This is a genomic window from Neobacillus solisequens (assembly GCF_051233465.1).
In the GTDB taxonomy this organism is placed as follows: domain Bacteria; phylum Bacillota; class Bacilli; order Bacillales; family Cytobacillaceae; genus Neobacillus.
Map to the genome: position 1 here is coordinate 101618 of NZ_JBKFGJ010000014.1, position 26911 is coordinate 128528.

Sequence of the window (26911 nt, forward strand, 5' to 3'; positions counted from 1 at the left end):
GGACTTTGTCTTTCATACTCTTAATGAAAGACATTCCTCTTTCTGCAGGATCGTAGTTTGTCTTTCATACACCCGATGAACGACATTTCTCTATTTGTTGGAACGGACTTTGTCTTTCATCCCCTCAATGAAAGACATTCCTCTTTGTCCAGGATCGTAGTTTGTCTTTCATACACCCGATGAACGACATTCCTCTTTCTGCAGGATCGTAGTTTGTCTTTCACACACCCTATGAACGACATTTCTCTATTTGTCGGATCGGATTTTGTCTTTCATCCCCTTGATGAAAGACATTCCTCTTTGTCCAGGATCGTAGTTTGTCTTTCATACACCCGATGAACGACATTTCTCTATTTGTCAGATTGGATTTTGTCCTTCATACCCTTAATAAACGACATTCCTCTTGAGATTGAATCAAGTACGTAGTCTCACAAAAAGCTTACTAAAACAACAAAAAAAACGCATTAGAAATTCAAATAAGAATTCCGATGCGTTTAGGTTTTGAACCATCAATAAAGAGGTTATGAATAAAGTGAAGAGTCCCAAATATGCCGTCGCTTTAGATCCTTTGTTTTGATCCCGCGCTCAGCAGGTGGGTGTCCTGTTCCTAAAATTGTAAGTCCTCCTGCTCGTAAAAGAGAGAGGCATTTACGCATTGAGAAAACCCGGGCTCCCGTTAAAATAACGTTCGGTCAAAACTTCAGGTATGACAACGTACATCTCAGGACTCTTCTTGATTGACTTAATAATAGCACATTTTTAGGCAGCCTTCAAGGTTACCTAAGCCATAATTACTGTTATTTATTAACATTTAGTGACAAGTATAATTCATCCAGCTGGGCCTTTGAAACCTCACCTGGAGCATTGGTTAACAAGCAACTTGCGCTTGCTGTTTTTGGAAAGGCAATGGTGTCACGAAGGTTGGTACTTCCAGCCAACAGCATGACCAAACGGTCCAAACCAAGGGCAATCCCGCCGTGTGGAGGTGTACCGTAATCAAAGGCGTTCAATAAGAATCCGAACTGTTCTTGTGCCTCTTCTTGCTTAAATCCAAGAGCTTTAAACATTTTTTCCTGAATGTCACGTTCGAATATCCGCAATGAACCGCCGCCAAGCTCATAACCGTTCAGAACAATATCATATGCTTGTGCGCGCACTCTAGATGGATCTGTATCCAAGTATTCCAAATCCTCACGAACTGGCATAGTGAATGGATGGTGTGCCGCAAAATAGCGTCCAAGGTCTTCATCATATTCTAACAATGGCCAGTCAACAATCCAGAGGAAATTAAATTTACTCTGATCAATTAACTCTAACTCTTTGCCAAGCTTAAGTCGCAATGCTCCTAAAGCATCTGCCACGACTTTCTTTTTATCCGCAACGAATAACAGCAAATCACCCTCAGTCGCTTCGAGAGTGGCCATAATTGCTTGAGCATCCTCTTCAGCAAAGAATTTAGCGATCGGCCCATTTAACCCGTCTGCAGTAACTTTTAACCATGCCAGGCCTTTAGCCCCGTATACAGCAACAAATTCGGTCAAAGCATCAATATCTTTACGTGAGTACTTATCAGCCGCACCTTTAACATTGATGGCCTTTACTTGTCCACCGCTATTTACAGCTGAAGAAAATACCTTGAAGCCGGAGTCTTTCACGATTTCAGATACATCCACAAGTTCTAAACCGAAACGGGTATCCGGCTTATCGGAACCATAACGGCTCATCGCTTCAGCATAGGTCATCCGCGGGAATGGAACTGTTACTTCAATACCCTTCACTGCCTTCATCAGCTGGGACATCATTTTTTCCATCATGGTCAAAATATCATCTTGACTCAAAAAGCTAGTTTCGATATCGACTTGGGTAAATTCAGGCTGACGGTCAGCTCGAAGGTCTTCGTCACGGAAACAGCGAGCAATCTGGTAATATCGTTCAACTCCACCTACCATTAGCAGCTGCTTAAATAACTGCGGTGATTGTGGCAAAGCATAGAACTCACCAGGATGAACACGGCTTGGCACCAAATAATCACGGGCACCTTCTGGAGTGCTCAATGTTAGGATTGGAGTTTCTATATCTAAAAACCCTTCAGAATCGAGAAAATCTCTGATTTGCTTCGTTACTTGATGACGCATTTTTAAAGTTTCAAAAATAACGGGACGACGAAAATCCAAATAACGATACTTTAAGCGAATATCTTCTGAAGCATCCGTCTTATCTGAAATCATAAACGGAGGCGTCTTAGATTCATTGATGATGGTAACTTGTTCAGCTTGAACTTCTATTTTTCCGGTTTTGATGTTTTCATTTACAGTTCCTTGCTCACGGGCAACCACTGTTCCAACCACATCTAGTACATACTCATTACGGATTTTTTCTGCGGTTTCCAAAGCCTCTTTAGAAACATCCGGATTAAATACCACTTGAACAATCCCTGAACGATCCCGCAAATCAATAAATATTAAGCCTCCAAGGTCACGACGCTTTTGCACCCAACCTTTTAGGGTCACTTTTTCCCCTACTGCCGATTCTGGTACATCACCACAAAAATACGATCTCCCAAACATAACCGATATCCTCCTTATAAAACTGCTTCTCGCAAATATTGAACAAAAGAATCAAGCTCCACTTCTTCTTGTTCACCTGTTTGCATATTTTTCACGCTGATTTTATTGTTTTTCAGTTCGTCATCGCCTAATACTGCCACAAATTTGGCCTTTAACCGATCCGCTGCTTTAAATTGTGCCTTAATTTTTCGATTTATATAATCCCGTTCTGCTGACAGACCCGCAAGGCGCAGCTCTTGTAGAAGTCCGACGGTATAATCTTTGGCATTGTCACCTAGTGCAGCCAAGTAGCAATCAATTCCTGTGTTAACGTCTAACTGAATGCCTTCAGCCTGCAATGCAGCGATAAATCGTTCAATACTTAAAGCAAAGCCGATTCCAGGTGTTTCCGGACCGCCAATCTCTTCTACCAAACCGTTATAGCGTCCGCCGCCACAAAGAGTAGTAATGGCACCAAAACCTTCAGCATTACTCATAATTTCAAAGGCTGTGTGATTATAATAATCTAAACCGCGAACCAGGTTTGGATCAACTTCAAATTCAATCCCAAGCTGTGTCAAATAGGTTTGAACTTTGTCAAAGTATGCCTTAGATTCGCCATTAAGGTATTCAATGATGGCAGGAGCTGTTTTCATTAATTCATGTTCACGGTCCTGTTTACAATCAAGAATGCGCAGTGGATTTTTTTCAAGACGATTCTGACAATCCGAACAAAATTCACCAATTCTTGGCTTAAAGTGACTGACTAATGCCTCTCGGTGAGCAATTCTGCTCTCCTTGTCCCCAAGACTGTTAATGATTAACTTCAGTTTGCTGAGGCCCATTGATTTATATAAGTTCATCGCTAATGAGATCACTTCTGCATCGATCGCCGGGTCACTGCTGCCTAAGGCTTCAACACCGAATTGAACGAACTGGCGGAAGCGACCTGCCTGTGGACGTTCATAACGGAACATTTGCCCTAAATAGTACAGCTTAACGGGTTGGCCAGGAAGTCCAAACATTTTTTTCTCTACAAATGCTCTGACCGTAGAAGCTGTTCCTTCAGGTCTTAATGTTAGACTACGTCCCCCTCGGTCTTCAAAGGTATACATTTCTTTTTGTACGATATCAGTAGTATCGCCGACTCCCCTTGAGAAAAGCTCTGTATATTCAAAAATTGGAGTTCTGATTTCTTGATATTGGTATTTCTCGCAAAGCTCTCTGGCTGTTTTTTCAATGAGCTGCCAAAGCTCAACCTCTCCCGGTAATATGTCCTGAGTACCTCTTGGTATGTTGATTGACATAATGGAGAACCTCCTTTTATCTTAAAGATTTCTTTATGTAAACTTATGGATTGCGGACTTTTTCCAAAAATACAAAAAAACTCCCATCCCTTGTATAGAAACAAGGGACGAGAGTTATATTCCCGCGGTGCCACCCTAGTTGAACGACATAAAAAAGCACGCCGTTCCGCTTAAACAGTTAACGCCTGTTCACGTTCATCTCCTACTAAAGTCAGTACTTTTTCAGAGGGAAACCTAAGGAGTGTTCATTCATTAAGATTCATGCAGAAATGCTTTCAGCCCGGGGCATTCCCTCTCTTTTCCATGGAATTGCCTTAACTACTGTGCTCCATCATTGGTTATATTCAAGTATGCATATTATTTAATATAATACGGAGCATCGCCATTAATGTCAAGTGTGATTTATGACCTTTCCAGATGTTTTTTTAATTTTTTGACATCCCTCATCGTTAGTCCAAATTCAGAGGCTAATTCAATGGGGGCGGCATGCTGTTCCTTTTGGATAAAATCATGAAAGTCCATCCCAAAAATTCTGCCATCCATTGATTGAATGTTCATTCCTTTTTCACTGGAACGCATATGAATCACTCCTATTTTTGATCGATACCAATAGCTTTTCCAAATATAAGAGAAATAATCTTTTTTTAATAGATTTGTTGGTCCTTTTTAACAATTTAGGAATGAATTTCAGTAGATTTTACGCTAAAATATTATAGTGTAAAAGGAGGGGAAGAATGTCAAAGAGATCAAGGGTATTGCTATTATGTTTCATTCTTTTATTAGGAGCCTTCCTACCGCCAGGAAAAGGTAGTGCATCTAGTGGGACGGTTACAATTGCTAGTGATTTCGTTAACATCCGAAGTGGACCTGGGTTAAGCTATTCCTTAGTTCAAAAGGCCAAACGGGGAGATAAGTATCAAATTATTAAAGAGCAGGATGATTGGATTCAGATTCAGCTGTCGTTCGGCAAAACGGGTTGGGTGGCAAACTGGCTAGTCAATAAGGACAATCAAAATACAGCTCCGACATCCACAACAACATCGACTGGTATGACGGCCAAATCTATCTCTGATCAGCTTAGGGTTCGATCCGGTCCTGGGACAAGCTTCCGGGTAATAGGATATCTAAATACAGGACAAGTTGTCCCTGTTATTACCCAAAATGAAAACTGGGTGAAAGTTTCCTCCACATTTGGCGAAGGCTGGGTCTCGAAAGACTTTGTTACTGTAACCTCAGGGCAATCGAGTAATCCTTCTTCAGGAAGCTCTGGAAGCATCGGCAGCGGTGTCGTAAATGGCGATATTATCAATGTTCGGAAGGAACCAACCACTTCAAGCACCATACTAGGAAAATTAACAAAAGGAACAAAAGTAACGATTTATTCTAGAAAAAATAATTGGCTTGACGCAAAATACTCCAATTTGCGTGGCTGGGTCAGTGCAGATTTTATTACAACAGGAGCAAATACTACAGGTAGCACCCCACAGCAGGGATCAACCAACATAAATGGAAAGGTGACCGCTACTAGTTTAAATGTCCGCTCAGGCGCTTCCCAAAATACAGCCATTGTTGGAACCGTTACCCAGGGGCAAGTCTTTGTCATCTTAGCTGAAAGCAATAGTTGGGCTAAAATTGAATATAAAAAAGGCAGCTATGGTTGGGTGGCCAGCTGGTATTTAGAAAAAACAACAGGAACTACCTCCAGTGGATCCACGAATTCTGGACAAACCAGCAGTCAACAAACGGTAACCATTTTAACAGATGGAACCAATATAAGAAAGACTCCAACAACAGGATCAGACGTTGTATTACGTGCAAATAAAGGCGACAAGTTCCCGGTCAAAAGTGTCCAAAATGATTGGTATGAAATTACATTGAATAATGGATCAACCGGGTATGTTGCAGGATGGATTGTATACATAAACGGGCAGGCTCCTGCCATCGGCAGACCGAGTGCAGAAGGTTATATTAAAGGAAAAACAATTGTCATCGATCCCGGGCATGGCGGCGAAGACAGCGGTACATTGGGAGCAACAGGTACCTTGGAGAAAAAGCTTACACTGCGAACAGCACAGCTTCTTTACGATAAGCTTAAAGCAGCAGGAGCAAATGTTTATTTAACTCGCAGCAATGATACTTTTATCTCGCTTTCCTCACGTGTGAGCGTGGCCCAGTATAGAAATGCCGATGCCTTTATCAGTCTGCACTATGACAGCAGTATTGACCGAAGCGCAAAAGGAACAACCGGTTATTATTATCATTCCTACCAGAAACAATTGGCTGAAACGGTCTTTTCTTATACGGCCAGTCAGACAAGATTAAATAACCGTGGGGTTCGGTTTGGAGATTTCCATGTGATTCGGGAGAACAGCCAAAAAGCCACACTCATTGAGCTTGGTTACTTAAGCAACCCCCAAGAGGAAATTACGCTAAACTCCAGTGCGTTCCAAGAGAATGCAGCTACCGGGTTGTATAATGGATTATCAAGGTATTTTAAAAATAATTAAAAAAAAGAAGCATTCCATCTGATCGGAGTGCTTCTTTCATGTTCATTATTTACTTTCCACAATTAACGTAACCGGACCGTCGTTGGTTAAGGAGACGTCCATCATGGCTCCAAATTCCCCTGTTGCCACTGTGATCCCTTTTTCACGAAGAAGGCGATTAAAGGTTTCATAAATCGTAATGGCATATTCTGGACGTGCAGCCTCGACGAAGCTTGGTCTTCTTCCTTTGCGGCAATCTCCATAAAGAGTAAACTGAGAAACGGAAAGAATTTCGCCGCCGACATCTACTAGGGATAAATTCATTTTTTCCTCAGCATCTTCAAATATTCTAAGATTAGCAATTTTATCAGCCATGTAAGCTGCATCTTCTTCCTTATCATCGTGGGTTACTCCGACAAGCAATACCAGTCCTTTGGAGATTTCCCCCACCACTTCTCCATTTACGGTTACCTTTGCAGATTTACTGCGTTGTACTACTACTCTCATACTTAGAACTCCTTAATTCATCAATCGGCGTACTGAATAAACATCAGGAATTTGCTTGATCCGGTCAACAACTTTTTGTAAATGACTCACATTGTGAATGGCAATGGTCATGACGATGGAAGCCATTTTATTTCGGTCCGTTTTCCCCGTTACAGCTGAAATCGTTGTTTTCGTTTCATTAACAGCTTGAAGAACTTCATTCAAAAGACCTCTGCGATCAAAGCCGCTTATTTCGATATCAACGTTATATTCCTTACGGTCATTTAAGGAAGATTCCCACTCGACTGGGATTAATCTTGATTGCGCATCATTGGTATCAATATTGGTACAGTCGGAACGATGGACAGATACGCCTCGCCCTTTTGTTATATAGCCGACAATTTCATCACCCGGAACTGGATTACAGCATCGGGATAAGCGAATTAATAAATTATCAATTCCTTGTACACGTACCCCGGATTCCCGTTTTTTAGAGTTCGGAAACGCCTTTAAATCCGTGATAGCTTTGGTAATGTTGGCTGACTGCTCTTGGTCGCGTTTTTTGCGCCATTTTTCTGTTAAACGATTGGCAACCTGCAAAGCGGTTACCCCATTGTATCCTACCGCTGCGAACATATCTTCTTCGTTGGTGAAATTGAATTTTTCCGCTACCTTTTTCAGGTTTTCAAGCGTTAGTATTTCTTTAACGTCAAATTCCATATTGCGGATTTCTTTTTCAACCATCTCTCTGCCTTTTTCGATATTTTCATCCCGGCGCTGCTTTTTAAAGAAAGCACGGATTTTATTTTTAGCCTGAGAGGTTTGGGCAAGTTTCAGCCAGTCTTGACTAGGACCATAGGAATGTTTGGATGTTAGAATTTCAATAATATCGCCAGTTTTAAGTCTATAATCCAAGGTTACCATTTTTCCGTTCACTTTTGCCCCGATCGTCTTATTGCCTATTTCCGAGTGAATACGGTAGGCAAAATCGATCGGAACGGATCCGGAAGGTAATTCAATGACATCGCCTTTTGGTGTAAATACAAACACCATATCTGAGAATAAATCAATCTTTAATGATTCCATAAACTCTTCTGCATTGGCTGTATCATTTTGGAATTCAAGGATTTCTCTGAACCAGGTCAGCTTTTGATCGAAAGTTGACTCATCACTGATCGTTTTTCCTTCTTTATAAGCCCAGTGCGCTGCAATACCGAACTCAGCAATGTTATGCATTTCAAAAGTACGGATCTGTACTTCCAGAGGATCGCCTTTTGGTCCAATTACAGTGGTATGGAGTGACTGATACATATTCGGCTTAGGCATTGCAATATAATCCTTAAAGCGGCCAGGCATTGGCTTCCAGCAAGTATGAATAATCCCCAAAACGGCATAACAATCTTTAATACTGTTTACAACAATTCGAACAGCCAACAAATCATAAATTTCACTGAATTGTTTATTTTGCAAGGCCATTTTTCGATAAATGCTGTAAATATGTTTAGGACGACCGGATATTTCTGCCTTGATTGAAACTTCTCCCATTCTTCCCTTTACTTCTTCAATAACATCGTCAAGATACTGCTCACGCTCAGCACGCTTCTTTTTCATTAAATTGACAATTCGGTAATATTGCTGAGGATTCAAGTATCTTAAGGCTGTATCCTCCAACTCCCACTTGATTTTTGAAATCCCGAGGCGGTGAGCTAAAGGGGCAAAAATTTCAAGTGTTTCATTGGCAATCCGACGCTGCTTCTCCACTGGAAGATGTTTAAGAGTCCTCATATTATGCAGGCGATCGGCAAGCTTTATTAAAATTACACGGATGTCCTGAGCCATGGCAACAAACATTTTCCGATGGTTCTCTGCTTGCTGTTCTTCGTGCGATTTATATTTAATTTTCCCTAATTTTGTAACACCATCGACAAGCATGGCCACTTCTTCGTTAAAAGCAGCCGCAATATCCTTTAAAGATATATTCGTATCCTCTACAACATCATGAAGAAAACCGGCTGCCACCGTTGCTGGATCCATCTGGAGGTCTGCCAGGATACCGGCAACCTGAATCGGATGGATGATATACGGTTCGCCCGATTTTCGATATTGTTCACGATGAGCATGTTTAGCAAACTCATAGGCTCGCTTTACCAATTCCACATGCTCAGCATTTAAATATATTTTCGTCTTGTCGATGACTTGGTCGGCTGTTAACACTTGATCATTTGCCATGAAATCACCTTTATTTTCATTACATTTTATGAAGCCATTCTATTAAAAAAATAAACTTATGTTACTTTATAAAATTGTTACTAAATTAAAATGATTGTTACTATTATCGAAAAAAAAAAGCAAGATGTAAAGAGATTTAGACTTATTTCCACAAATTATGAGAAAAAAAGCAAATTTTTGATGATTAACAAAGAGAGCACTCTTTTCTTGAGTGCCCTGGAATGATTGACTAATACTTCATTAATGTTAAGACATCATAGCCGTCTAACTTGCTACGACCATCCAAGTAAGATAATTCAATAATAAAAGCAATACCTGCAACGACACCACCAAGCTGTTCCACTAATTTAATAGTGGCGTCAATGGTTCCGCCTGTAGCTAATAAATCATCGGTAATTAAAACACGCTGACCCGGTTTGATCGCATCTTGGTGGATGGTTAAGACATCTTGGCCGTATTCCAGTCCATAGCCCACTTTGATGGTTTCACGAGGTAGCTTTCCTTCTTTCCGTACTGGAGCAAAGCCAAGTCCTAATGAATAAGCGACCGGACATCCGATAATAAATCCGCGAGCTTCTGGCCCAACGATTATATCGATTTGTTTATCCTTCGCATAGGATACAATTTGGTCAGTGGCATATCTATATGCATCCCCATTATTCATTAATGGAGTTATATCTTTAAATACTATTCCTTCTTTTGGGTAATCCGGTACGATAGCTACAAATTGCGTTAAATCCATTGTTTAATTGCCTCCTCAAGATCAGCGGACTCCATCAAAATTTGATCAAACCAATTCTTTAATTCGTGGAAGGATGAATACAATAGGTCCTGTTCAAGCTGGTATTGTTTCATTTTGGTTTGATATGTGATTGAATCCGTTAAATCACGCTTCATTGGTTGATTGTTTAAAGTAATAAATCCATTATTTATTGTAACAAAATCCAGTTCATAAAACACCTTTGCTAAAAAAGAGATTGTTTCCTGCGACCAGCCCCGATGTTTTGCAATATCTTCACCATATCGTTTCAAGTCAATGGACCCTTTTTTCAAAAGCAATCCGTAAAACCATTTAAAATGCTCCCTGGTTGGTACGGTACTGAAAAAATCACTGGATTCCTTATAAAAATAAGCATAAATTCTGGCTGGTTGTTTTCCTTGTAATAAATGAATGACGATTTCTTTAGAACATGGGAAATCTGCCAGAACTATATTCGCCTTATCAACGTCAAGATCCCTTGCTTCATCAGGATGTTGAATAAGAATGGCACCATCTTGTAAATTGGCATTTATTTTATCATAATTGCCTTTATTAAAAAAAATAATCTTTCTATTATGGGACGGGACCACATTTATAATACTATTCAACCTCTTTTGTCCCCGAAAATCAAATAGCTGCCAAGATTGAACGGAAAGATCTTGGATAAATATTTGAGGTTTACGGATATTATTCCATTCATTGATGGATAATTCCCCGATTAATGAAACCTTCGAGACAGGAGAAATTTCTTCCACTAACGGCCCCAAACCAAAACCAATTCCATCAAGACTTGATCCATTTTCTTTCACCATTAACTTCAAGTGGTTCTGGTCACTGCCAATTTTTTTAATGGAAGTAATATCCACATTTTTAATTAACACCTTTGGCTTGGCATTATCCATCCCAAAAGGGGCAAGAAGATTCATTTCTTCCAGTGAGGATAAATCGATGTCCTCCAGATTCACTTCCTCGTCCAAATAAGTGATGGGGACGAAATCCTCTTCTGTCAAAAGGTCATCCGCCAAATTATTTAAACGATCGCGAAGCTCCGCAACATCTTCAAGTTTTAGTGTCATCCCCGCTGCCATTGGGTGTCCCCCGAAATGGGGCAACAATTCACGACAGGTCGATAAATTATGGAAAAGATCAAATCCTGCAATACTACGCGCTGAGCCTTTGGCCAGACCCTTTTCTCGGTCATAGCTTAAGACAATGGTTGGCCGATAATACTTTTCAACCAATCTTGATGCAACGATCCCAATAACACCAGCATTCCAGCCCTCTTTTCCAATAACTAATACTTTATTGAAATCAAGAGGAAAATGGGTTTCCACCTCAGAGATGGCCTCTTCCGTAATGGTATTCACGATAGACTGCCTTTCCTTGTTATGCGCCTCCATTTCCTCTGCAAGCATGACTGCTTCATCCGGATCTTCTGAGAGAATTAACTGTACGGCCAAATCAGCATCAGCCAATCGGCCAACTGCATTAATCCTTGGCGCAAGCGAAAAGCCAACTGTTTCTTCATTAATGGAAGCAAGATTTACACCAGCTGATTTAAATAAAGCTTTTATACCCATATTGTTTGTTAATTTCAGTTTTTCGAGTCCCTTTTTGGCTATCAAGCGATTTTCACCTTTAAGCGGAACTAAATCGGCAATGGTGCCAATCACAGCAATCTCAAGCAAATGCTCCGGTACGCTGCCATATAAGGCATGAGCCAATTTAAAAGCTACTCCCACACCGGCAAGATCACGGAATGGATAAACACTGTCAGGCAACTTGGGATGGATGATTGCAAGTGCTTCTGGTAATTCAGGGCCTGGTTCATGATGGTCGGTAACAATTAAATCTAGACCCAGTTCTTTGGCAATTCCCGCTTCATGAATGGCGGCAATCCCCGTATCTACTGTTATGATCAGTTTAATTCCTTGCTCTGCAGCATGGCGAAAAGCAGGTTCATTTGGTCCGTATCCTTCTGTAAAACGGTTAGGAATATAAAAGTCAACATTTGCCCCTAGATCTCGGAGAGTGATCATTAATACCGAGGTACTGCTGACCCCATCGGCATCATAGTCCCCAAAGATTAAGATAGGCTCCTGTGTTTCAATTGCTTCACGAATTCGTTTAACTGCCACGTCCATTCCTTTCATTAAAAAAGGATCGTGGAACTCATCTTTTCCAAATAAAAAATACCGCGCAGAATCAACGGTATCTAATCCACGATTGACGAGCAGTGACGCGACAAGAGGTGTGATTTTCAACTCTTTTTGCAGCTTTTCAACTAATGTTTGATCAGAATCTCGAACAACCCATCTTGTTTTCGACTGTAGCATCTTTTATGTGTCACCTCTCAGACTTCTTATTATACAGGAGCTAAGACATGCTTTCAATCATAGATATGTTAAATACTTTTGAACAAAGAAAAGCGGAAGCACTTTTCAATGCACTTCCGCTGACTTTTTATACTTGTGGTTGGTCGCTATATTTTTTCTTTTCTTTAACGGTTTTAATAACGCCTTTCTTTTTAAGCTCTTTACACTTAAATACATACCATAAAGAACCTGCAATAAAGACGGAGGAATAAACACCCACGATTAATCCAACAAACAAGGCGATAGAGAAGTTACGAATAGATGGGCTTCCAAAAACCATCAAGCAAATAACCGTAATGAGAACTGTTAAAACCGTGTTAAACGAACGAGTTAACGTTTGGCGAATACTTACGTTGACGACATCCGCTATATCCTGAACCGTTTTCAGGCGTTTTTTCTTTTGCATATTTTCACGAACTCTATCGAAAGTAACAATCGTATCGTGATTTGAATATCCGATAATCGTTAAGATCGCAGCAATAAAGTTCAAATCAACTTCAAGTCTTGTAATACTAAATATGGCAATCATAAAGAAGGCATCGTGAAGGATTGCAGCAACGGCAGCGATAGCCATGTATGCTTCAAATCGAAGGGAAACATAAAGGATAATCCCGATTGAAGCAAACAATACTGCGAAAAATGCATTTTTCGCAAGTTCCTTTCCGACAGTTGGAGAAACAGTGCTGACGTTTGGCTCATAACCAAATTTCTTTTTGAAGTCCGATTTCAATTCAGCAATTTCTTTTTGGGAAAGTACACCAATCATTCTGACTGCACCAATTTGCTTTTTATCACCTGAGATGACAATATCATCAGGTGTTAAATGCTGCTCAGTAAAAGCATCTTTTACTTTTGAAGTAGTCAAAGGTGTTTTTGACTGAACCTCTACCCGGGTTCCACTTGAAAAATCAATACCCAAATTCATGCGGAAAATGGTGATGATTACAATCCCTACAACAAGTAAAACTCCCGAAAGCAAAAAAATCTTATTCCTGACTTTAACAAAATCAAATCTATCAAATCTGGTAGGGAGGTTGATTGTATCAACATTCTCATTAATAGATCTAATTTGAGACTGACGTACTGAAAACCAGCCATGTTTATTTTTTAATAATCCACTGTGGACCCAAAGTCCTAACAAGAACCTTGCTCCGTAAACATTGGTGAGGAAGCTCATAAGAACACTCACAATCAACATCGTTGCAAATCCTTTTACAGAGCTGTTCCCATAGAAAAATAGCACACCAGCAGTTAGGATGGTAGTTAAGTTGGCATCAAATATGGCTGTAAAAGCATGTTGTTCGCCAGCTTGGAAGGCAGATTTAATGCTTTTCCCCACTTTAAGTTCTTCTCTAATCCGCTCATAAGTGATAATATTGGCATCTACAGCCATTCCGACCCCGAGTATAATCGCTGCAATTCCCGGCAAGGTGAGAACTCCATTCATCCAGTCAAATATTAATAAGACAAGAAAAATATAAATGGATAATGTGATGGTAGAAATAAAGCCTGGAAAACGGTAATAAAAAATCATAAACAGATAAATTAGAATTACCCCAATGATTCCTGCAAATACGGTGTCATGTAAAGCATTTTCTCCGAATTTTGCTCCAACAGAGGTAGAGTACACTTCTTTCAGCTTAACGGGCAATGACCCTGCCTTTAACAAAGAAGCTAACGTTTGGGCTTCTTTAACAGTGAAATTACCAACAATCGAAACGGTATTTTGATTAAAAACTTGATTTACAGTTGGTGCTGATAAATATTTAGGATCCTTTTTTGTCATTTCTGATTTAAAGGAATCCTTACCTTCTTTATAATCGAGCCAAATGACTAGAAGATTACTTCCGTATGGTCTGTTAGAAATATCCTTCGTAACTTTTGCAAACTTATCGGCACTTTTTAAAGTTAATGAAACGCTAGGTTTTCCGTTTTCATCAAAAGTTTGCTTTGCTCCGCCCTGCTTTAAATCAGCTCCGTCCATCATAAGCTTGTCATTGACATCACGGAAGCTTAGATTTGCCTGTGTGGATAGAATTTCGCGAGCTCTATTTTGGTCTTTAACACCTGCTAGTTGAACTCGAATGCGATTTTTGCCTTCAATCTGAATATTCGGCTCACTGACACCCAGAACATTAATCCGTTTATCAAGTGCCTCAGCCGTACTGGCTAATACATCCTTGTCAATTTTCTGACCTTTTTTCGCCGGTTTCACCTCATATAGAACCTCAAAACCGCCTTGGAGGTCTAGCCCAAGCTTAATATGATTTAAGATGTTCTTCGTCGTTGCTCCCATTGTGCTTCCAATTAATAGAACCACAAGAATAAAAGCAACAATTCTACTGCGCTTTACCATTATGTAGTTTTCCTCCTTAGTGCGCATGCATAGTACTGATACGAACAAGCCCTATACAACTATATTAAAAAGTCACTGCTTTCATTATGGAATAAGTAGGAATACCTGTCAATTTACAAAAAAATGAAATGAAAATAGCAAATTCATTATTTCAATAACTCTTTAAGTTCATTTTCATCTTCAAATGAAAACTCGGTGGATTTATACGCTTCAATTGTGGCGTAATTGATATAGTCACTTACCTTAACGGAGAGAATATCCTGAATCATTTCAAATAACTTTGGCTCATTTTTAACCTTTTTCCACTTTTTCCTAATTAGATATTGCCAGAATTCTTCCGCTGATACAGAGTCGTACCCCAGCAAGGCAAACTCCTCTAGTTTACTCCAAATAGCTGGCTGCACTTGGGTACGAAAGTGATCAAATGTGTGACTAATATCCATTTTTACTGCTCCCTCTGGGTAACACCCCAAAATATGAAAGAATTTAAAAAGCTGTTAGTACTTGTCATGCTTTGTCCACCATGCTGCATATAGATAATTGTATATGAAATCGCCTATTTTGAGAAGGTGGGAAGGTGAATGTCGAAGTTTTTAAAGGGGACTTTTATCCTGTTAATCGCGGGATTAGTTACAAGAGTCCTTGGTTTTATTTATCGGATTGTCCTAGCACGCAGTATTGGCGAAGAAGGCGTTGGTTTATATATGATGGCCTATCCAACCTTTATTCTCGTTGTGACGATCACCCAATTAGGACTTCCAGTAGCTATTTCGAAAAATATTGCAGAAGCAGAGGCTAGGAAGGATTATGCAGAAATAAAAAAAATTCTGGTCGTTTCGTTAGCAACAACCATTCTCTTATCGATCATCATTACACCGGCCCTAATTCTCCTTGCCCCGATGCTATCCGAAACTTTATTTACGGATAAAAGAACGTATTATCCATTAGTTGCCATTGCACCTGCACTGCCCATTATTGCTATTTCATCCGTGTTAAGAGGTTATTTCCAGGGAAGACAAAACATGCGTCCCTCTGCCTTATCCCAGATCTTTGAACAAGTTGTCCGGATTACTCTGATTGCTGTCGTAACTAAAACCTTTTTGCCTTATGGAGTGGAATACGCAGCCGCCGCCGCCATGGGTGCATCAGTCTTAGGAGAGCTTGTTTCACTCATTTATCTTTTAACAACCTTTAAATTAAAAAAACGGTTTAAATTACGAAAGGACTTTTTCCAATTTGTCCATAAAGGAAAACGGACGTTTAACGATTTAATGAAGATTGCCTTGCCGACTTTAGGGAGCAGAATGATTGGCTCCGTTTCCTGGTTTTTTGAACCAATTGTAGTAGTCCATAGCTTAGCAATTGCCGGTGTGCTTGCTGTGGAAGCGACAAAACAGTATGGGGCTCTAACTGGTTATGCGATGCCTCTGTTAATGCTGCCTTCGTTTGTCACTTTTTCCTTGGCAACGTCTTTAGTCCCGGCCATTAGTGAAGCCAATACACAAAAAAACTATAAATTAATCGAATATAGGCTTCAGCAAGCATTGAGACTGACCTTTTTAACAGGTGGACTTGCTGTGATTGTCCTATATGTATTAGCCGACCCGCTAATGCAATTGATGTACGGTTCAACGAAGGGGGCTTACTTTATCAGGCTGATGGCACCATTCTTTCTCTTTTATTACTATCAGGGTCCGCTGCAGGCTGTTTTACAAGCGTTAAACCTTGCGAGAGCAGCGATGATTAACAGTTTAATTGGTGCCGTGATTAAAACAGCAGTAATCTTTTTTCTCGCTTCTCAAGAATCATTTGGCATTACCGGGGCGGCCCTCGGAATCATTGTCGGGTTTGTCCTAGTCACAGTCTTGCATTTTGCCACCGTATTGAAAAAAATCACCTTTGCTATTTATGTCCTGGATTATGCTAAAGGATTTTTAGTTATGGGAATCTCCGGTTGGCTTGGTTATTGGTTATTTGCCCATACATTATTACACGAATCATTGGCCATAAGAGTCCTTTCATCCTCCGGAGTTATGGGAATATCTTATGTTATTCTATTATACATTTTTGGACTTATTAGGAGAGAAGAGCTTCAACGCATCCCATGGATCGGTAAATTATTATAAAAGACACGCAGATTTGCGTGTCTTTACTCTTCGTCCATCAAATCAATATAAAACTTTCCATTCTCATAGCTGCAAAAAGATATTTTTTTCAGATCACGGTAACCCTTTTTTTTCATTTCCTGACGTAGCCACAAATTTGTTTTATTGATCCGCTGTAAATTCTCTTCCTCTACAGTCCCATCGAGAATAAGTGGAATAGTGATGTCACCGCTTTTCGCTTCACTCGAATCACTGCCCTTTTGTTTTTCAATTACTGATAGGCTTCCGGAAGATTCCAATATGGCAAACTCAACATCAGCAATACTTCGAATATCCTTTTCGCGAAGTTGCGTCAATAAATCGTCGAAGTTGTAACGTTGCTTCCGCATGGCTTCTTCGTCAATTTTTCCTCTGTTAATGATAATGCTCGGTTTACCGTCAACCAAGTCACGAAATTTTTTACTTTTAAGTGAGCTGATTGCCATGATAATTTGAACGGCCATTAACAAAACCATCGGTAAAACCGCATGAAAAAGTTTGACAGTCGGTCTTTCAATAGCAACAACAGCTAGCTCACCAATCATGATAAAAACGACCAGGTCAAGAATACTTAATTCTCCTATTTCTCTTTTACCCATTAATCGAAAAATGACAAGGATTAGGGCATAAAAAAATATTGTTCGAAAAATAATGGTGAGAAATTCCTCCAATTGTTGTCGCTCCTTTTTATAGCGTTCGCTTGTATTGTTCACAGATAACAGGAATTCATGAAAGGAATTATATCCCAAATTATTTAACAAAAAGATTCTACTTTTAATACTTGGTGAATACGCTTGTACTAGGAAGGAAACTATGGTCCGAGGCTAGACACCTTAGATAGAAGGGTTAGTCAGCCTACAGGCAGTTAAAGGAGGAGAGGAAAAATCGAATCAAAAAGTTTTGGTACAGCTATTTTGTTTGGAATGATTTTCATTTTCGCATTTGCCGTCATCTGCAGCCTGATTTTTTCTTTAATACTAAGATATACATCCGTACAAGAATCATCGATACAATATATTACAACGGCATTGTCATTTGTTGGGCTGTTCGGCGGAGGATTTCTATCTGGAGGAAAAAGAAAAGAGAAGGGCTGGCTTATTGGGGGAACAACAGGTCTTATTTACTCCTTAATTGTATTTTTAGCCCAATACCTAGGCTACGACCGCTTATTTGATGCAGAGCAATTGATTTATCATACTTGTTATACATTAATTGCGATGATGGGCGGTATTTTAGGAGTCAATCTTGCTTCAGGTAATTCTAGAACAGCATGAAAAGCCAAGCGAAAAGCGCAAGCGCCCTGGTCAGCGGCGTATGGCCTGGAGTCTCTCCAACTGAGATAAAGGAAACACGAAGAGCCGGAGGCGATTCGATGTTGACTTATCGTAGGGCGGAGAGCGAAGGACACTAGCCGCTAGGGGGCTGGAGCTAGATAATAAAAAAGGAAGCCAACTTTTTTAGTTGGACTTCCTTTTTATTATGCTTGTGTTTCTTTGCTTTGCTCCGTTACTTCACGGATAGCAGAGCGATCATACGTCAGGCGGCTTCCATCACCGCATTTAATGACAACCTTATTATCATCGATAGAATCGACAAAGCCATGTAATCCGCCAATGGTGACGATTTTATCACCTTTTTTAAGCTCGTTTTGCATTTGCGATACTGCTTTTTGGCGTTTTTGCTGTGGGCGAATTAATAAGAAATAGAACAACACAAACATTAAAATCAATGGTAGTAGTGTAGTTAAGTTACCCATTTGTATTTTCCCTCCTTTCAAAAATATCTATTAGAAATTTCTTGCGTTTGGCTTATTAAAACCATAACGCTCAAAAAATTCTTCTCTGAAATCACCAAGCCTGTCTTCCATGATAGCTTGTCTGACTTTCTCCATTAATCTTAACAGAAAATAGAGATTATGGTAAGACGTTAAACGAATTCCAAACGTTTCATTACAATGAATTAAATGGCGGATGTATGCCCTGCTGTAATTTCGGCATGTGTAGCAATCACATTCGGGATCAAGTGGACCAAAATCACGCGCATATTGAGCATTTTTCACGACTAAACGGCCATTACTAGTCATTAATGTACCGTTACGGGCAATTCTAGTCGGCAATACGCAATCAAACATATCAATACCGCGAATTGCGCCATCAATTAATGAATCCGGAGAACCCACTCCCATCAAATATCGCGGTTTATGGGTTGGAAGCATCGGTGTTGTAAATTCAAGAACACGATTCATGACATCCTTTGGTTCCCCAACTGATAGTCCACCAACTGCGTAACCAGGGAAATCAAGTGAAACTAAATCATCTGCACTCTGTTTACGAAGCTCTTCGTATTCCCCGCCCTGGACAATTCCAAATAAGCCTTGATCTTCCGGTCGTTGATGGGCCTTTAAACAACGCTCTGCCCATCTTGATGTTCTCTCAACTGATTTTTTCATATATTCAAATGAGGCCGGATAAGGAGGGCATTCATCAAAAGCCATCATGATATCAGAACCAAGAGCGTTTTGGATTTCCATTGCTTTTTCCGGTGATAAAAATAGCTTTTCACCACTTAGGTGATGGCGGAAGTGAACTCCTTCTTCTTCAATCTTTCGGAACTCACTTAGACTGAATACCTGAAATCCGCCAGAATCCGTTAAAATGGCCCGATCCCAGTTCATGAATTTATGTAGGCCGCCCGCTTCTTTAATGATTTCATGTCCCGGACGTAGCCATAAATGATAGGTATTACTTAAGATAATACCTGCTCCCATTTCCTTTAAATCTTCAGGGGCCATTGTTTTAACGGTTGCCAATGTCCCGACAGGCATAAACGCCGGGGTATCAAACGAACCATGTGGAGTATGTACTTTCCCGAGCCTTGCTCCTGTCTGCTTACATGTTTTAATTAATTCATATCGAATTGCAGTCAACTTGTTTTCTCCTTCCTGATGAACGGATTAGATGATGAACATCGCATCCCCAAAACTAAAGAATCGGTAGCGTTCCTGTACAGCTGTTTTATAGGCATGCAATACATTTTCTCTTCCCGCTAAGGCGCTAATCAGCATGATTAAAGTGGATTTGGGCAAATGAAAATTCGTAATCATACCATCAATCGCTTTAAATTCATAGCCTGGATAAATAAAAATATCGGTCCAGCCGCTTCCTTCGGTAAAGTTCCCATTATTGGCAGAAGCAATCGTTTCTAGCGTTCTCGTTGACGTTGTACCAACTGTAATAATTCTGCCACCCTTTTTCCTTACATCATTTAGCAGCCGGGCCGTCCTATCCGTAACCGTATAAAATTCAGAATGCATTTCATGTCCTTCAATATCATCTACATTAACCGGTCTAAACGTACCAAGGCCGACATGTAAGGTAATAAAGGCAATATGTACACCCTTTGCTTTCACCTCAGTTAGAAGTTCCTTTGTAAAATGCAGTCCTGCAGTTGGCGCAGCAGCAGAGCCAGGTTCCTTCGCGAAAACGGTTTGATAGCGGTCACGGTCATCCAACTGTTCTTTTATATAAGGTGGCAGCGGCATCTCACCAAGCTGATCAAGCACCTCATAAAATATTCCATCATACTTAAACTCAAATATTCTTCCGCCATGTTCTTCTGTTCCGGTACACACTGCCTTTAGCAAACCATCACCAAATTCAATCTCAGTGCCTTCTTTGATTCTTTTGGCCGGTTTAACAAGTGTCTCCCATTGATCACCTTCCCGCTGTTTTAACAGCAGGACTTCAATTTTTGCTCCGGTATCCTGTTTCACACCAAATAGGCGTGCCGGCAATACCTTCGTGTCATTTAACACAAGGCAATCCCCTTCACGCAAATATTCGGTAATATGTTTAAAAACTTCATGCTTTAATTCGCCTGTCTCTTTATTCAATATCATCAAGCGGCTGTCAGATCTATTGTTTAATGGAACTTGGGCGATTAATTCTTCTGGTAAATAAAAATCAAATAAATCTAATTTCATCTAATTACATCCTTACTTTATCTAAATCTGCCAATCAAATAGAAAATCAAAGACAACACAATACTAGCTATGATTGAAGTTACAATAGGGAAATAAAAAGTAGTATTCCCTTTTTTGATCACAATATCACCGGGTAATTTTCCAAGATGCAGCACCGGCATGAGCAACCCGATAAGAAAGATCACTCCCCCGACGATCATCAGGGTTTTAGATATGCCTGTCATGGCGCAGGTACCTCCAAGCCGAAATGATGATACACAGCCGTGGTTACGATTCTTCCGCGTGGTGTTCGCTGCAAGAATCCAATTTGTAACAAATACGGTTCATAAACATCTTCAATCGTTTCAGACTCTTCTCCAATGGAAGCAGCAATAGTATCAAGTCCAACAGGTCCTCCGCGGAATTTTTCAATAATCCCCTTAAGCAACTTATGATCGATATGATCTAATCCAAGTGGATCGACCTGCAGTAGTTCGAGTGCTTCCTTAGCGAGTAGAAGGTGAATCGTCCCATCCCCTTTTACCTGAGCAAAATCACGGACCCTGCGCAGCAAGCGATTGGCAATCCTCGGTGTCCCCCTTGATCGCCGGGCAATTTCTGCGGCAGATGGTCCATCTATTTCCGTTTCAAATAATTCGGCTGTTCGTTTGACGATGCTTTTTAGTTCATCCTCCTTATAATACTCGAGCCGGCCTAAAACTCCAAATCGATCCCTGAGTGGTGCAGATAAGGCACCTACTCTTGTGGTAGCCCCCACAAGCGTAAAAGGTGGCAAGTCAAGGCGAACAGAACGTGCACTTGGACCCTTCCCAATGACGATATCAAGACAAAAATCCTCCATCGCCGGGTACAATACCTCTTCAATCGATCTTGGAAGGCGGTGAATCTCGTCGATAAATAAGACATCACCCGGCTCAAGCGCAGTTAAGATAGCTGCCAAATCCCCCGGCCTTTCAATTGCAGGCCCGGATGTTGTCCGAATATTAACTCCCATTTCATTTGCAATGATCACTGCCAATGTAGTCTTCCCTAATCCAGGCGGACCATAAAGCAACACATGGTCCAAGGTTTCTTTCCTAAGCTTAGCCGCTTTAATAAAAACATCCAGGTTATGCTTCACCTGTTCTTGGCCAATATACTGCTTTAATGTTTGCGGTCTGAGACTTTGTTCAAAGCTCATTTCGCTCTCATTTACATCACTGGATATAATCCGGTCATCCATGTACCATCACCTATTTCAAAAGGCTCTGCAACGCCTTTTTAATATATTGATCCGTTGAAAGTTGTTCTTGTCTCAGTTCAGGAGTAATCTTTTTGATTTCCTTCTCTGAATAGCCCAATGCCTTTAATGCAAGGATGGCTTCTTCAAACGCAGTTTCGTTAGGTTGCGTATGTAATGCTATTTGGTCCGCATTAAATAAATTTGGAAAATAGTCTGGAACAATGTCTTGGAGTTTTCCTTTTAAATCAAGGATCATTTGCCGTGCTGTTTTTTTGCCGACACCAGGAAACTTAATCAAAAAGCTTTCATCTTCATTTTCAATAGCATGTACCACCTGCTGCACTTCACCCGAAGCAAGGATGGCCAATGCTCCTTTTGGTCCTATACCGGAAACATTCAAAAGTTTGGTAAACAATTTTTTCTCTTCCCTTGATTCAAACCCGTATAAGGCCATGACATCCTCACGCACATAATGATACGTAAAAACAGTAACCATTGTTCCCATTTTTCCTGAATAGATAAACGGATTGGGGGTTGAAATTTGGTAGCCAATCCCGTTGTTTTCAATGACGATATACTCCGGACCGACAAACTCGACGGTTCCTTTAATAAATTCAAACAATCCGATTCTCTCCTCATAACCGCTAAATCGAGCGTCATTAGCCTGACACTGTATTTCATTCTACCATACAATTTCATTGGTTTTAAGAAATAAGATTAGAAAACTCGCCGATTGGCGAGCCTTTAGGCGAAGACAGAGGAGTAGTTGCCCTTATGCCTGATAGGAAAGTTTTTACTTCCTATCGGCCAAAAGAAAAAAATCAGGCCGATTTATAGAGATCCCGGTCTGATTTTCGTTTATTATTCTTTTTTTATGGAATATGACTTAAAGGTTTCCAATACCTCAACATAGCGATCTTTCGTTTTAATTGGTATACCCTGCAACAATTGTTGCTGTGTGTTACTTTCTAACTTTTTCATGTCTAGTTGAAAAAAGGATTGAATAATTCTTAGCCGATCAGGTCGTCCATTAAAAATCGTGAGGACACCATCTTCGGTAATGCCAAAAAAGCCATTTGCTTTTAATAATGGGGAGATATCATCCTCTTGCTTTCTAAATACAAAAGTTTCACCATTAATATCTATAATTTGCCACTGATCATATTTTGCCCAGAAATTCTCCATAGACCAGCATGTTTCATGGACTACCTCCTGACTAATTTCACCATCTAGGTACATTCTTTCCAAGACGACCGTAAAGTGCTGAGGCTCTGTCTGTTTATGGCCATCCATTGAGGCTGCTAAGGCAGAGACATTCACGTTCAGTACCGCATAAATAGTAAAGCAACTCATCAAGATATAACGGATGTTCCTCAATAAATTGGACCTCATAACACTCACCTCTTTTAGTCAATTTGAACATGCCTTACAATCCTAGTTTAACCTTTATTTGTCTTTTTATCCGAATGGCCGTAAAAAAGAGGCAAAGCACATTGCTTTGCCTCTTCACTTACTGTGGCACCTCGTTATTGTGATTGCGGTCACGCCCTAATGAGCCCTCATCAGTAATAACCTGAACATTTTTGCCATTGGCATAAGGCTTTACCGCCTTCTCTATCGCCTGTTTTGTTTGTGAAGCTTTACGGTTATCAGCTAATTTCACCGATATCATTACGGTATTTCCGTAAGCGACTGACCTGATGCTTCGAACATTATCGACGGTCCTTACTTTATTTCTGATTTGATCCGTTATCGTTTCCTGGACTTTGGGTTCTGTTGCCGTTCCCATTGTACCGGTTCTTTTATTTAAATGTCCGTGGTAATTCATATCACTCGTGCTAAATCGGTTATCGCGCTGGAAAAAGTTGCGGTCCGTCTTCGCTAAAGGGGTAGTTGGATTTTTCGGATTCCCGTTTTCATCCCTGGTCTGAAGAAGCCTTCTTTTTTCCGAACGGGTTACTGCATCTTCGTCTCCGAGAGTATGATCCATGATTTCTGTCATGGCCCCATCGTTATCTCTTAGCAATCCATGATGATTTGACGGGTGGTTTTCATTAGAATAATATCCTACCGGTCGTAATAGATTTTTACTGGAATCATTTACACCGGCAGTGTTACGGTTGTTATCGGAACAACCTGCTAATCCAAAAGATAGTAATGCCGCAAGAGGAATCAGCCACTGCTTCTTATTCAAGCGAAAAACCCCCTCTAATAACATCCTGAGCATCAATCACATGCTCATTAATAGGGTGTTTCGACAAGGGGATTTTCATACTTATTCAATCTGATCCAAAACCTTTTCAAAAAATTTCTTCCTACTGTAAAATTGGCCAACAGACAGGTCTATCACCTGTTTTAATTTTATTTGATCACTATAGGTCTTCTCCCTGATTAACCGATTCCACTCTCGAAAAATATCCGCTGGATAAGCAAGAGCAACCATAAAGCTCCTGTCTTCACGATGTTTTTTAAATTGCGGATAATAAAACAGTTTATCAAGTGACCAATCTAAGTACGGTAAAATTCGATTGGCATATTGCAAATAATCAAATTCTGCAGGACCAATACTTACTAAATCAAAATCAATCAAATATAAATCACCTTTTCGATGACGGAGAAAATTGTGGTGAGCCACATCCCCATGGAGGATAACGGGAGGATTATTTGCAAAGCTATCCGGTATTTTTTCAAATTGATTTAGTGACCACTGAGCCCACGAGATCCATTCAGAAATAAAGGGCTCACTGATAAAATAGCGAAGAAACGGAAGATTATTTGCAAATATTTGCAGTCGTTCTTTCCATTTTCCAAGTAAATCTGCCTCAGAAAGTAAAGTCCGATAGCGGGAAGTACATTTTTCAGTAATCTGATGAAATTGTTCTATTATATCTAAACCATCCTGGCGATTTTTTTGAGTATGAAATGAAAAAGCTGTTTTATTTGAAGGAATATACTCGATGCAGCCAAAGTATATTCCTTCGAAAAAGAGATCTTCACCCATTGGTGGAGAAAGAAATTGATAAGTTTTGGAAAACCCTTCTTTTTTAAGAGTTGCCGTAAAAGCTTCTTGTAGTTTTAGTTTCTTGTTCGACTGGTATCCTTTAATTACATAGGTTTTACTGGTTGTTTTTAACAGAAAAACATTCCCATGTAGAGGTTTTATTTTGGTAATATCGATAAACTGAGATTTAAAATAAGAGAAGAGACGATCAAAATATGCATCGTCTCGTGCTTTTTTTATATTAGCTGCTTTCATCTTGATAACCCGGCATTCCAAATGTCGTGCCCATTGGTGCCATGCCATAAGGATTCATAAAAGGTGGCTGGGCTACATTGGCAGGTCCAGTATAGGGGGCACTATAAACGGGCGGAGTTGGTGGGACAAAATTAACTGGTGCCTGGGCTGCAGGTGCGCCACATCCGCAGTCATTAAGAGCACCCGGTCCCATAGGCTGTCCTTGTGTCATTGCACCAGGCATTGCCATTTCAGGCGACTCCATTCCCATTGGTCCCATCATCCCCATTTGACCAGCCATTTGTGGGTATCCATACGGCTGTCCATAACCGCCAACCCCATACGGGTTCACCGCTCCCGGATTTCCATAAACCGTTTCAGGCATCGGCTGTCCATAACCTGCTGGCATTTGGCCGTATGCTGCTGGGTCCATTTGCATTGGCTGCTGGTATCCTGGCATTTGGCCGTACGCCGCTGGGCCCATTTGCATTGGCTGCTGATACCCTGGCATTTGGCCGTACGCCGCTGGGCCCATTTGCATTGGCTGCTGATACCCTGGCATTTGGCCGTATGCTGCTGGGTCCATTTGCATTGGCTGCTGGTATCCTGGCATTTGGCCGTATGCTGCTGGGTCCATTTGCATTGGCTGCTGGTATCCTGGCATTTGGCCATATGCTGCTGGGTCCATTTGCATTGGTTGCTGGTATCCTGGCATTTGGCCGTACGCCGCTGGGTCCATTTGCATTGGTTGCTGATATCCTGGCATTCCCATAGCAGCTCCAGGATTAACCGCTGGGCTCATTGCAGGCATTTGCGGCATGAACGACGATGACTCATCAAAATGATGCGGCATAAACGATGTACCGCCCATCGGTGCTACTGACCCAACTGGAGCGCCGCCCATTGGTACCGCCGCACCACCAACCATTCCAGGGGCCATCGGCATAGCCGGTGTTGCAGGAAATGGCAACGGTTGGACAGGGAAACCTCCAAATGGCGGACAAAATCCTGGTCCTGGCATAATTGGAGTAACTGGAACACAATAGTCCTGCTGTGGCTGTGGCATCTGCATTGGCATTTCAACAGGTGCTTCCATTTTTGGCGGTGGAGCAAAAATAGGATTTTCCTTCATAGGAATCGGGTTTTCCTTCATAGGAATTGGGATTTCCTTTTTAGGAACTTCTTTTACCTCCGGGAGGATATTAGCTGGTTTAGGCGGTAATTGTGGCTGTTCTACCTTCATTTGTTGCATATTCATCATATAGTAGTTATTAATATCGATTTCAGGGACTACTTGCAGAGGCATTTTTGGAGTATAAGGTGCTTTAGGTGCTTCTTTTACGATTGGCTGTTCCTTAATTGGCATTTCTTTGATTGGCATTTCTTTGATGGGGATTGGTTTTTCCTTGGCAAACGGATGATCTGTCAGCGGAACTTCTTTTTTTATTCCTGGATTTGCCCCTTCCTTTTTTACTATTCCTCCTGAAGTTGGGACTTTTATTTTCATACCGGGCATAATCATATCAGGATTGCTGAGCTGTGAATTGAGTTTTTTCAGCTCTTCAAAGTTCACGCCGTACTTCTTGGCGATCTTCCAAAGAGTATCCCCTTTCTGTACGATATGGATCTTCACTCTGATTTCCCTCCTATGGCATAAGTCCATATAGTGTATGTGTGAATGGGCAAAATGCTAATATTCTTCTCCAAAACTTATGCATTTTTTTTGAAAAATATGATTAGCCATGGGTATAAGCAAAATTTATCCTTGAGGGGCGCGGTTTCT

Annotated in this window: 23 protein-coding genes, 1 other RNA gene and 1 other annotated feature; of the genes, 3 read left to right on the top strand and 21 right to left on the bottom strand. The window is 40.7% G+C overall.

Translation table 11 applies throughout. The features are described 5' to 3' along the window. Positions 1 to 535 precede the first annotated feature (535 nt). From ssrS to ACI3K6_RS15010, 4 genes are all read right to left on the bottom strand, one after another. Positions 536 to 731: non-coding RNA, 6S RNA (gene ssrS, locus ACI3K6_RS14995), on the bottom strand. A gap of 66 nt (positions 732 to 797) precedes the next feature. After that, on the bottom strand, positions 798 to 2567 hold the full coding sequence (aspS, locus tag ACI3K6_RS15000; protein WP_435555441.1) for an aspartate--tRNA ligase: 1770 nt from the start codon (positions 2565 to 2567) through the stop codon (positions 798 to 800). 14 nt (positions 2568 to 2581) lie between these two features. Beyond that, complete coding sequence (gene hisS, locus ACI3K6_RS15005) at positions 2582 to 3853, bottom strand: histidine--tRNA ligase (RefSeq protein ID WP_435555442.1); 1272 nt, start codon at positions 3851 to 3853, stop codon at positions 2582 to 2584. A 100-nt stretch (positions 3854 to 3953) separates the two neighbouring features. Further along, positions 3954 to 4197: a binding site (T-box leader), on the bottom strand. 58 nt (positions 4198 to 4255) lie between these two features. Continuing rightward, positions 4256 to 4432: a hypothetical protein gene (locus ACI3K6_RS15010; RefSeq protein ID WP_335474060.1), complete on the bottom strand. Its 177-nt coding sequence runs from the start codon at positions 4430 to 4432 to the stop codon at positions 4256 to 4258. A gap of 155 nt (positions 4433 to 4587) precedes the next feature. Between ACI3K6_RS15010 and ACI3K6_RS15015 the strand changes: the two genes are divergently transcribed. Further along, entirely contained in the window at positions 4588 to 6360 is a 1773-nt protein-coding gene (locus ACI3K6_RS15015; RefSeq protein ID WP_435555443.1) for an SH3 domain-containing protein, read from the top strand. A gap of 45 nt (positions 6361 to 6405) precedes the next feature. Here ACI3K6_RS15015 and dtd read toward each other — a convergent pair whose 3' ends face one another. From dtd to ACI3K6_RS15045, 6 genes are all read right to left on the bottom strand, one after another. Next, on the bottom strand, positions 6406 to 6846 hold the full coding sequence (dtd, locus tag ACI3K6_RS15020; RefSeq protein ID WP_435555444.1) for a D-aminoacyl-tRNA deacylase: 441 nt from the start codon (positions 6844 to 6846) through the stop codon (positions 6406 to 6408). Between the two features lie 12 nt (positions 6847 to 6858). Then, entirely contained in the window at positions 6859 to 9054 is a 2196-nt protein-coding gene (locus tag ACI3K6_RS15025; RefSeq protein WP_335474065.1) for a RelA/SpoT family protein, read from the bottom strand. Positions 9055 to 9283: 229 nt separating this feature from the next. Beyond that, positions 9284 to 9796: an adenine phosphoribosyltransferase gene (locus ACI3K6_RS15030; RefSeq protein ID WP_435555445.1), complete on the bottom strand. Its 513-nt coding sequence runs from the start codon at positions 9794 to 9796 to the stop codon at positions 9284 to 9286. Continuing rightward, positions 9787 to 12150, bottom strand: a complete 2364-nt coding sequence (gene recJ / locus ACI3K6_RS15035; RefSeq protein WP_435555446.1) for a single-stranded-DNA-specific exonuclease RecJ — start codon at positions 12148 to 12150, stop codon at positions 9787 to 9789. The genes ACI3K6_RS15030 and recJ overlap by 10 nt, the downstream gene beginning before the upstream one ends. Positions 12151 to 12277: 127 nt before the next feature. Continuing rightward, positions 12278 to 14545: a protein translocase subunit SecDF gene (gene secDF, locus ACI3K6_RS15040; RefSeq protein WP_435555447.1), complete on the bottom strand. Its 2268-nt coding sequence runs from the start codon at positions 14543 to 14545 to the stop codon at positions 12278 to 12280. Positions 14546 to 14691: 146 nt separating this feature from the next. After that, on the bottom strand, positions 14692 to 14988 hold the full coding sequence (locus ACI3K6_RS15045) for a post-transcriptional regulator (protein WP_435555448.1): 297 nt from the start codon (positions 14986 to 14988) through the stop codon (positions 14692 to 14694). A 138-nt stretch (positions 14989 to 15126) separates the two neighbouring features. Here ACI3K6_RS15045 and spoVB point away from each other — a divergent pair, with 138 nt between their 5' ends. Further along, positions 15127 to 16671: a stage V sporulation protein B gene (gene spoVB / locus ACI3K6_RS15050; RefSeq protein ID WP_435555449.1), complete on the top strand. Its 1545-nt coding sequence runs from the start codon at positions 15127 to 15129 to the stop codon at positions 16669 to 16671. Between the two features lie 23 nt (positions 16672 to 16694). Here spoVB and ACI3K6_RS15055 read toward each other — a convergent pair whose 3' ends face one another. Then, positions 16695 to 17360 carry a DUF421 domain-containing protein gene (locus ACI3K6_RS15055; protein ID WP_435555450.1) on the bottom strand — a complete coding sequence of 222 codons (666 nt, stop codon included), beginning with the start codon at positions 17358 to 17360 and terminating at the stop codon, positions 16695 to 16697. A gap of 243 nt (positions 17361 to 17603) precedes the next feature. On the opposite strand from ACI3K6_RS15055, the gene ACI3K6_RS15060 reads away from it, so the two are divergent. After that, a complete protein-coding gene (locus ACI3K6_RS15060; protein ID WP_435555451.1) occupies positions 17604 to 17963 on the top strand; it encodes a TIGR04086 family membrane protein in 360 nt (119 codons plus the stop codon). A 203-nt stretch (positions 17964 to 18166) separates the two neighbouring features. Here ACI3K6_RS15060 and yajC read toward each other — a convergent pair whose 3' ends face one another. From yajC to safA, 10 genes are all read right to left on the bottom strand, one after another. Further along, entirely contained in the window at positions 18167 to 18445 is a 279-nt protein-coding gene (gene yajC / locus ACI3K6_RS15065) for a preprotein translocase subunit YajC (RefSeq protein WP_335474081.1), read from the bottom strand. A gap of 30 nt (positions 18446 to 18475) precedes the next feature. Then, positions 18476 to 19615, bottom strand: coding sequence for a tRNA guanosine(34) transglycosylase Tgt (tgt, locus tag ACI3K6_RS15070; RefSeq protein WP_335474083.1), 1140 nt, complete (start codon positions 19613 to 19615; stop codon positions 18476 to 18478). Positions 19616 to 19642: 27 nt separating this feature from the next. After that, the gene (gene queA / locus ACI3K6_RS15075; protein WP_435555452.1) at positions 19643 to 20671 is read right to left on the bottom strand and encodes a tRNA preQ1(34) S-adenosylmethionine ribosyltransferase-isomerase QueA; all 1029 of its coding nucleotides are present in this window, start codon (positions 20669 to 20671) and stop codon (positions 19643 to 19645) included. 17 nt (positions 20672 to 20688) lie between these two features. Further along, on the bottom strand, positions 20689 to 20895 hold the full coding sequence (locus ACI3K6_RS15080) for a DUF2905 domain-containing protein (RefSeq protein ID WP_335474089.1): 207 nt from the start codon (positions 20893 to 20895) through the stop codon (positions 20689 to 20691). Beyond that, a complete protein-coding gene (gene ruvB / locus ACI3K6_RS15085) occupies positions 20892 to 21893 on the bottom strand; it encodes a Holliday junction branch migration DNA helicase RuvB (RefSeq protein ID WP_435555453.1) in 1002 nt (333 codons plus the stop codon). Before ruvB ends, ACI3K6_RS15080 begins: the two co-directional genes overlap by 4 nt. 10 nt (positions 21894 to 21903) lie before the next feature. Continuing rightward, a complete protein-coding gene (gene ruvA, locus ACI3K6_RS15090; protein WP_435555454.1) occupies positions 21904 to 22515 on the bottom strand; it encodes a Holliday junction branch migration protein RuvA in 612 nt (203 codons plus the stop codon). A gap of 239 nt (positions 22516 to 22754) precedes the next feature. Next, complete coding sequence (locus ACI3K6_RS15095) at positions 22755 to 23285, bottom strand: intercompartmental signaling factor BofC (protein ID WP_335474095.1); 531 nt, start codon at positions 23283 to 23285, stop codon at positions 22755 to 22757. Between the two features lie 118 nt (positions 23286 to 23403). Next, positions 23404 to 24087 (bottom strand): YhcN/YlaJ family sporulation lipoprotein, encoded by a 684-nt coding sequence (locus ACI3K6_RS15100; RefSeq protein WP_435555455.1) that lies wholly within the window; start codon positions 24085 to 24087, stop codon positions 23404 to 23406. 81 nt (positions 24088 to 24168) lie between these two features. Then, positions 24169 to 25149 carry a phosphotransferase gene (locus ACI3K6_RS15105; RefSeq protein ID WP_335474099.1) on the bottom strand — a complete coding sequence of 327 codons (981 nt, stop codon included), beginning with the start codon at positions 25147 to 25149 and terminating at the stop codon, positions 24169 to 24171. After that, positions 25136 to 26761: a SafA/ExsA family spore coat assembly protein gene (gene safA, locus ACI3K6_RS15110; protein ID WP_435555456.1), complete on the bottom strand. Its 1626-nt coding sequence runs from the start codon at positions 26759 to 26761 to the stop codon at positions 25136 to 25138. Before safA ends, ACI3K6_RS15105 begins: the two co-directional genes overlap by 14 nt. Positions 26762 to 26911: the final 150 nt, after the last annotated feature.

What these genes read in the sequence shown, in the direction of transcription:
- secDF (WP_435555447.1), bottom strand. Translation starts at nt 14,545, where the DNA reads ATGGTAAAGCGCAGTAGAATTGTTGCTTTTATTCTTGTGGTTCTATTA.
- ACI3K6_RS15025 (WP_335474065.1), bottom strand. Translation starts at nt 9,054, where the DNA reads ATGGCAAATGATCAAGTGTTAACAGCCGACCAAGTCATCGACAAGACG.
- ACI3K6_RS15030 (WP_435555445.1), bottom strand. Translation starts at nt 9,796, where the DNA reads ATGGATTTAACGCAATTTGTAGCTATCGTACCGGATTACCCAAAAGAA.
- recJ (WP_435555446.1), bottom strand. Translation starts at nt 12,150, where the DNA reads ATGCTACAGTCGAAAACAAGATGGGTTGTTCGAGATTCTGATCAAACA.
- ACI3K6_RS15095 (WP_335474095.1), bottom strand. Translation starts at nt 23,285, where the DNA reads ATGAGGTCCAATTTATTGAGGAACATCCGTTATATCTTGATGAGTTGC.
- ruvB (WP_435555453.1), bottom strand. Translation starts at nt 21,893, where the DNA reads ATGGATGACCGGATTATATCCAGTGATGTAAATGAGAGCGAAATGAGC.
- ACI3K6_RS15015 (WP_435555443.1), top strand. Translation starts at nt 4,588, where the DNA reads ATGTCAAAGAGATCAAGGGTATTGCTATTATGTTTCATTCTTTTATTA.
- ACI3K6_RS15105 (WP_335474099.1), bottom strand. Translation starts at nt 25,149, where the DNA reads ATGAAAGCAGCTAATATAAAAAAAGCACGAGACGATGCATATTTTGAT.
- aspS (WP_435555441.1), bottom strand. Translation starts at nt 2,567, where the DNA reads ATGTTTGGGAGATCGTATTTTTGTGGTGATGTACCAGAATCGGCAGTA.
- queA (WP_435555452.1), bottom strand. Translation starts at nt 20,671, where the DNA reads ATGAAATTAGATTTATTTGATTTTTATTTACCAGAAGAATTAATCGCC.
- ACI3K6_RS15010 (WP_335474060.1), bottom strand. Translation starts at nt 4,432, where the DNA reads ATGCGTTCCAGTGAAAAAGGAATGAACATTCAATCAATGGATGGCAGA.
- dtd (WP_435555444.1), bottom strand. Translation starts at nt 6,846, where the DNA reads ATGAGAGTAGTAGTACAACGCAGTAAATCTGCAAAGGTAACCGTAAAT.
- yajC (WP_335474081.1), bottom strand. Translation starts at nt 18,445, where the DNA reads ATGGGTAACTTAACTACACTACTACCATTGATTTTAATGTTTGTGTTG.
- ACI3K6_RS15045 (WP_435555448.1), bottom strand. Translation starts at nt 14,988, where the DNA reads ATGGATATTAGTCACACATTTGATCACTTTCGTACCCAAGTGCAGCCA.
- hisS (WP_435555442.1), bottom strand. Translation starts at nt 3,853, where the DNA reads ATGTCAATCAACATACCAAGAGGTACTCAGGACATATTACCGGGAGAG.
- spoVB (WP_435555449.1), top strand. Translation starts at nt 15,127, where the DNA reads ATGTCGAAGTTTTTAAAGGGGACTTTTATCCTGTTAATCGCGGGATTA.
- ACI3K6_RS15080 (WP_335474089.1), bottom strand. Translation starts at nt 20,895, where the DNA reads ATGACAGGCATATCTAAAACCCTGATGATCGTCGGGGGAGTGATCTTT.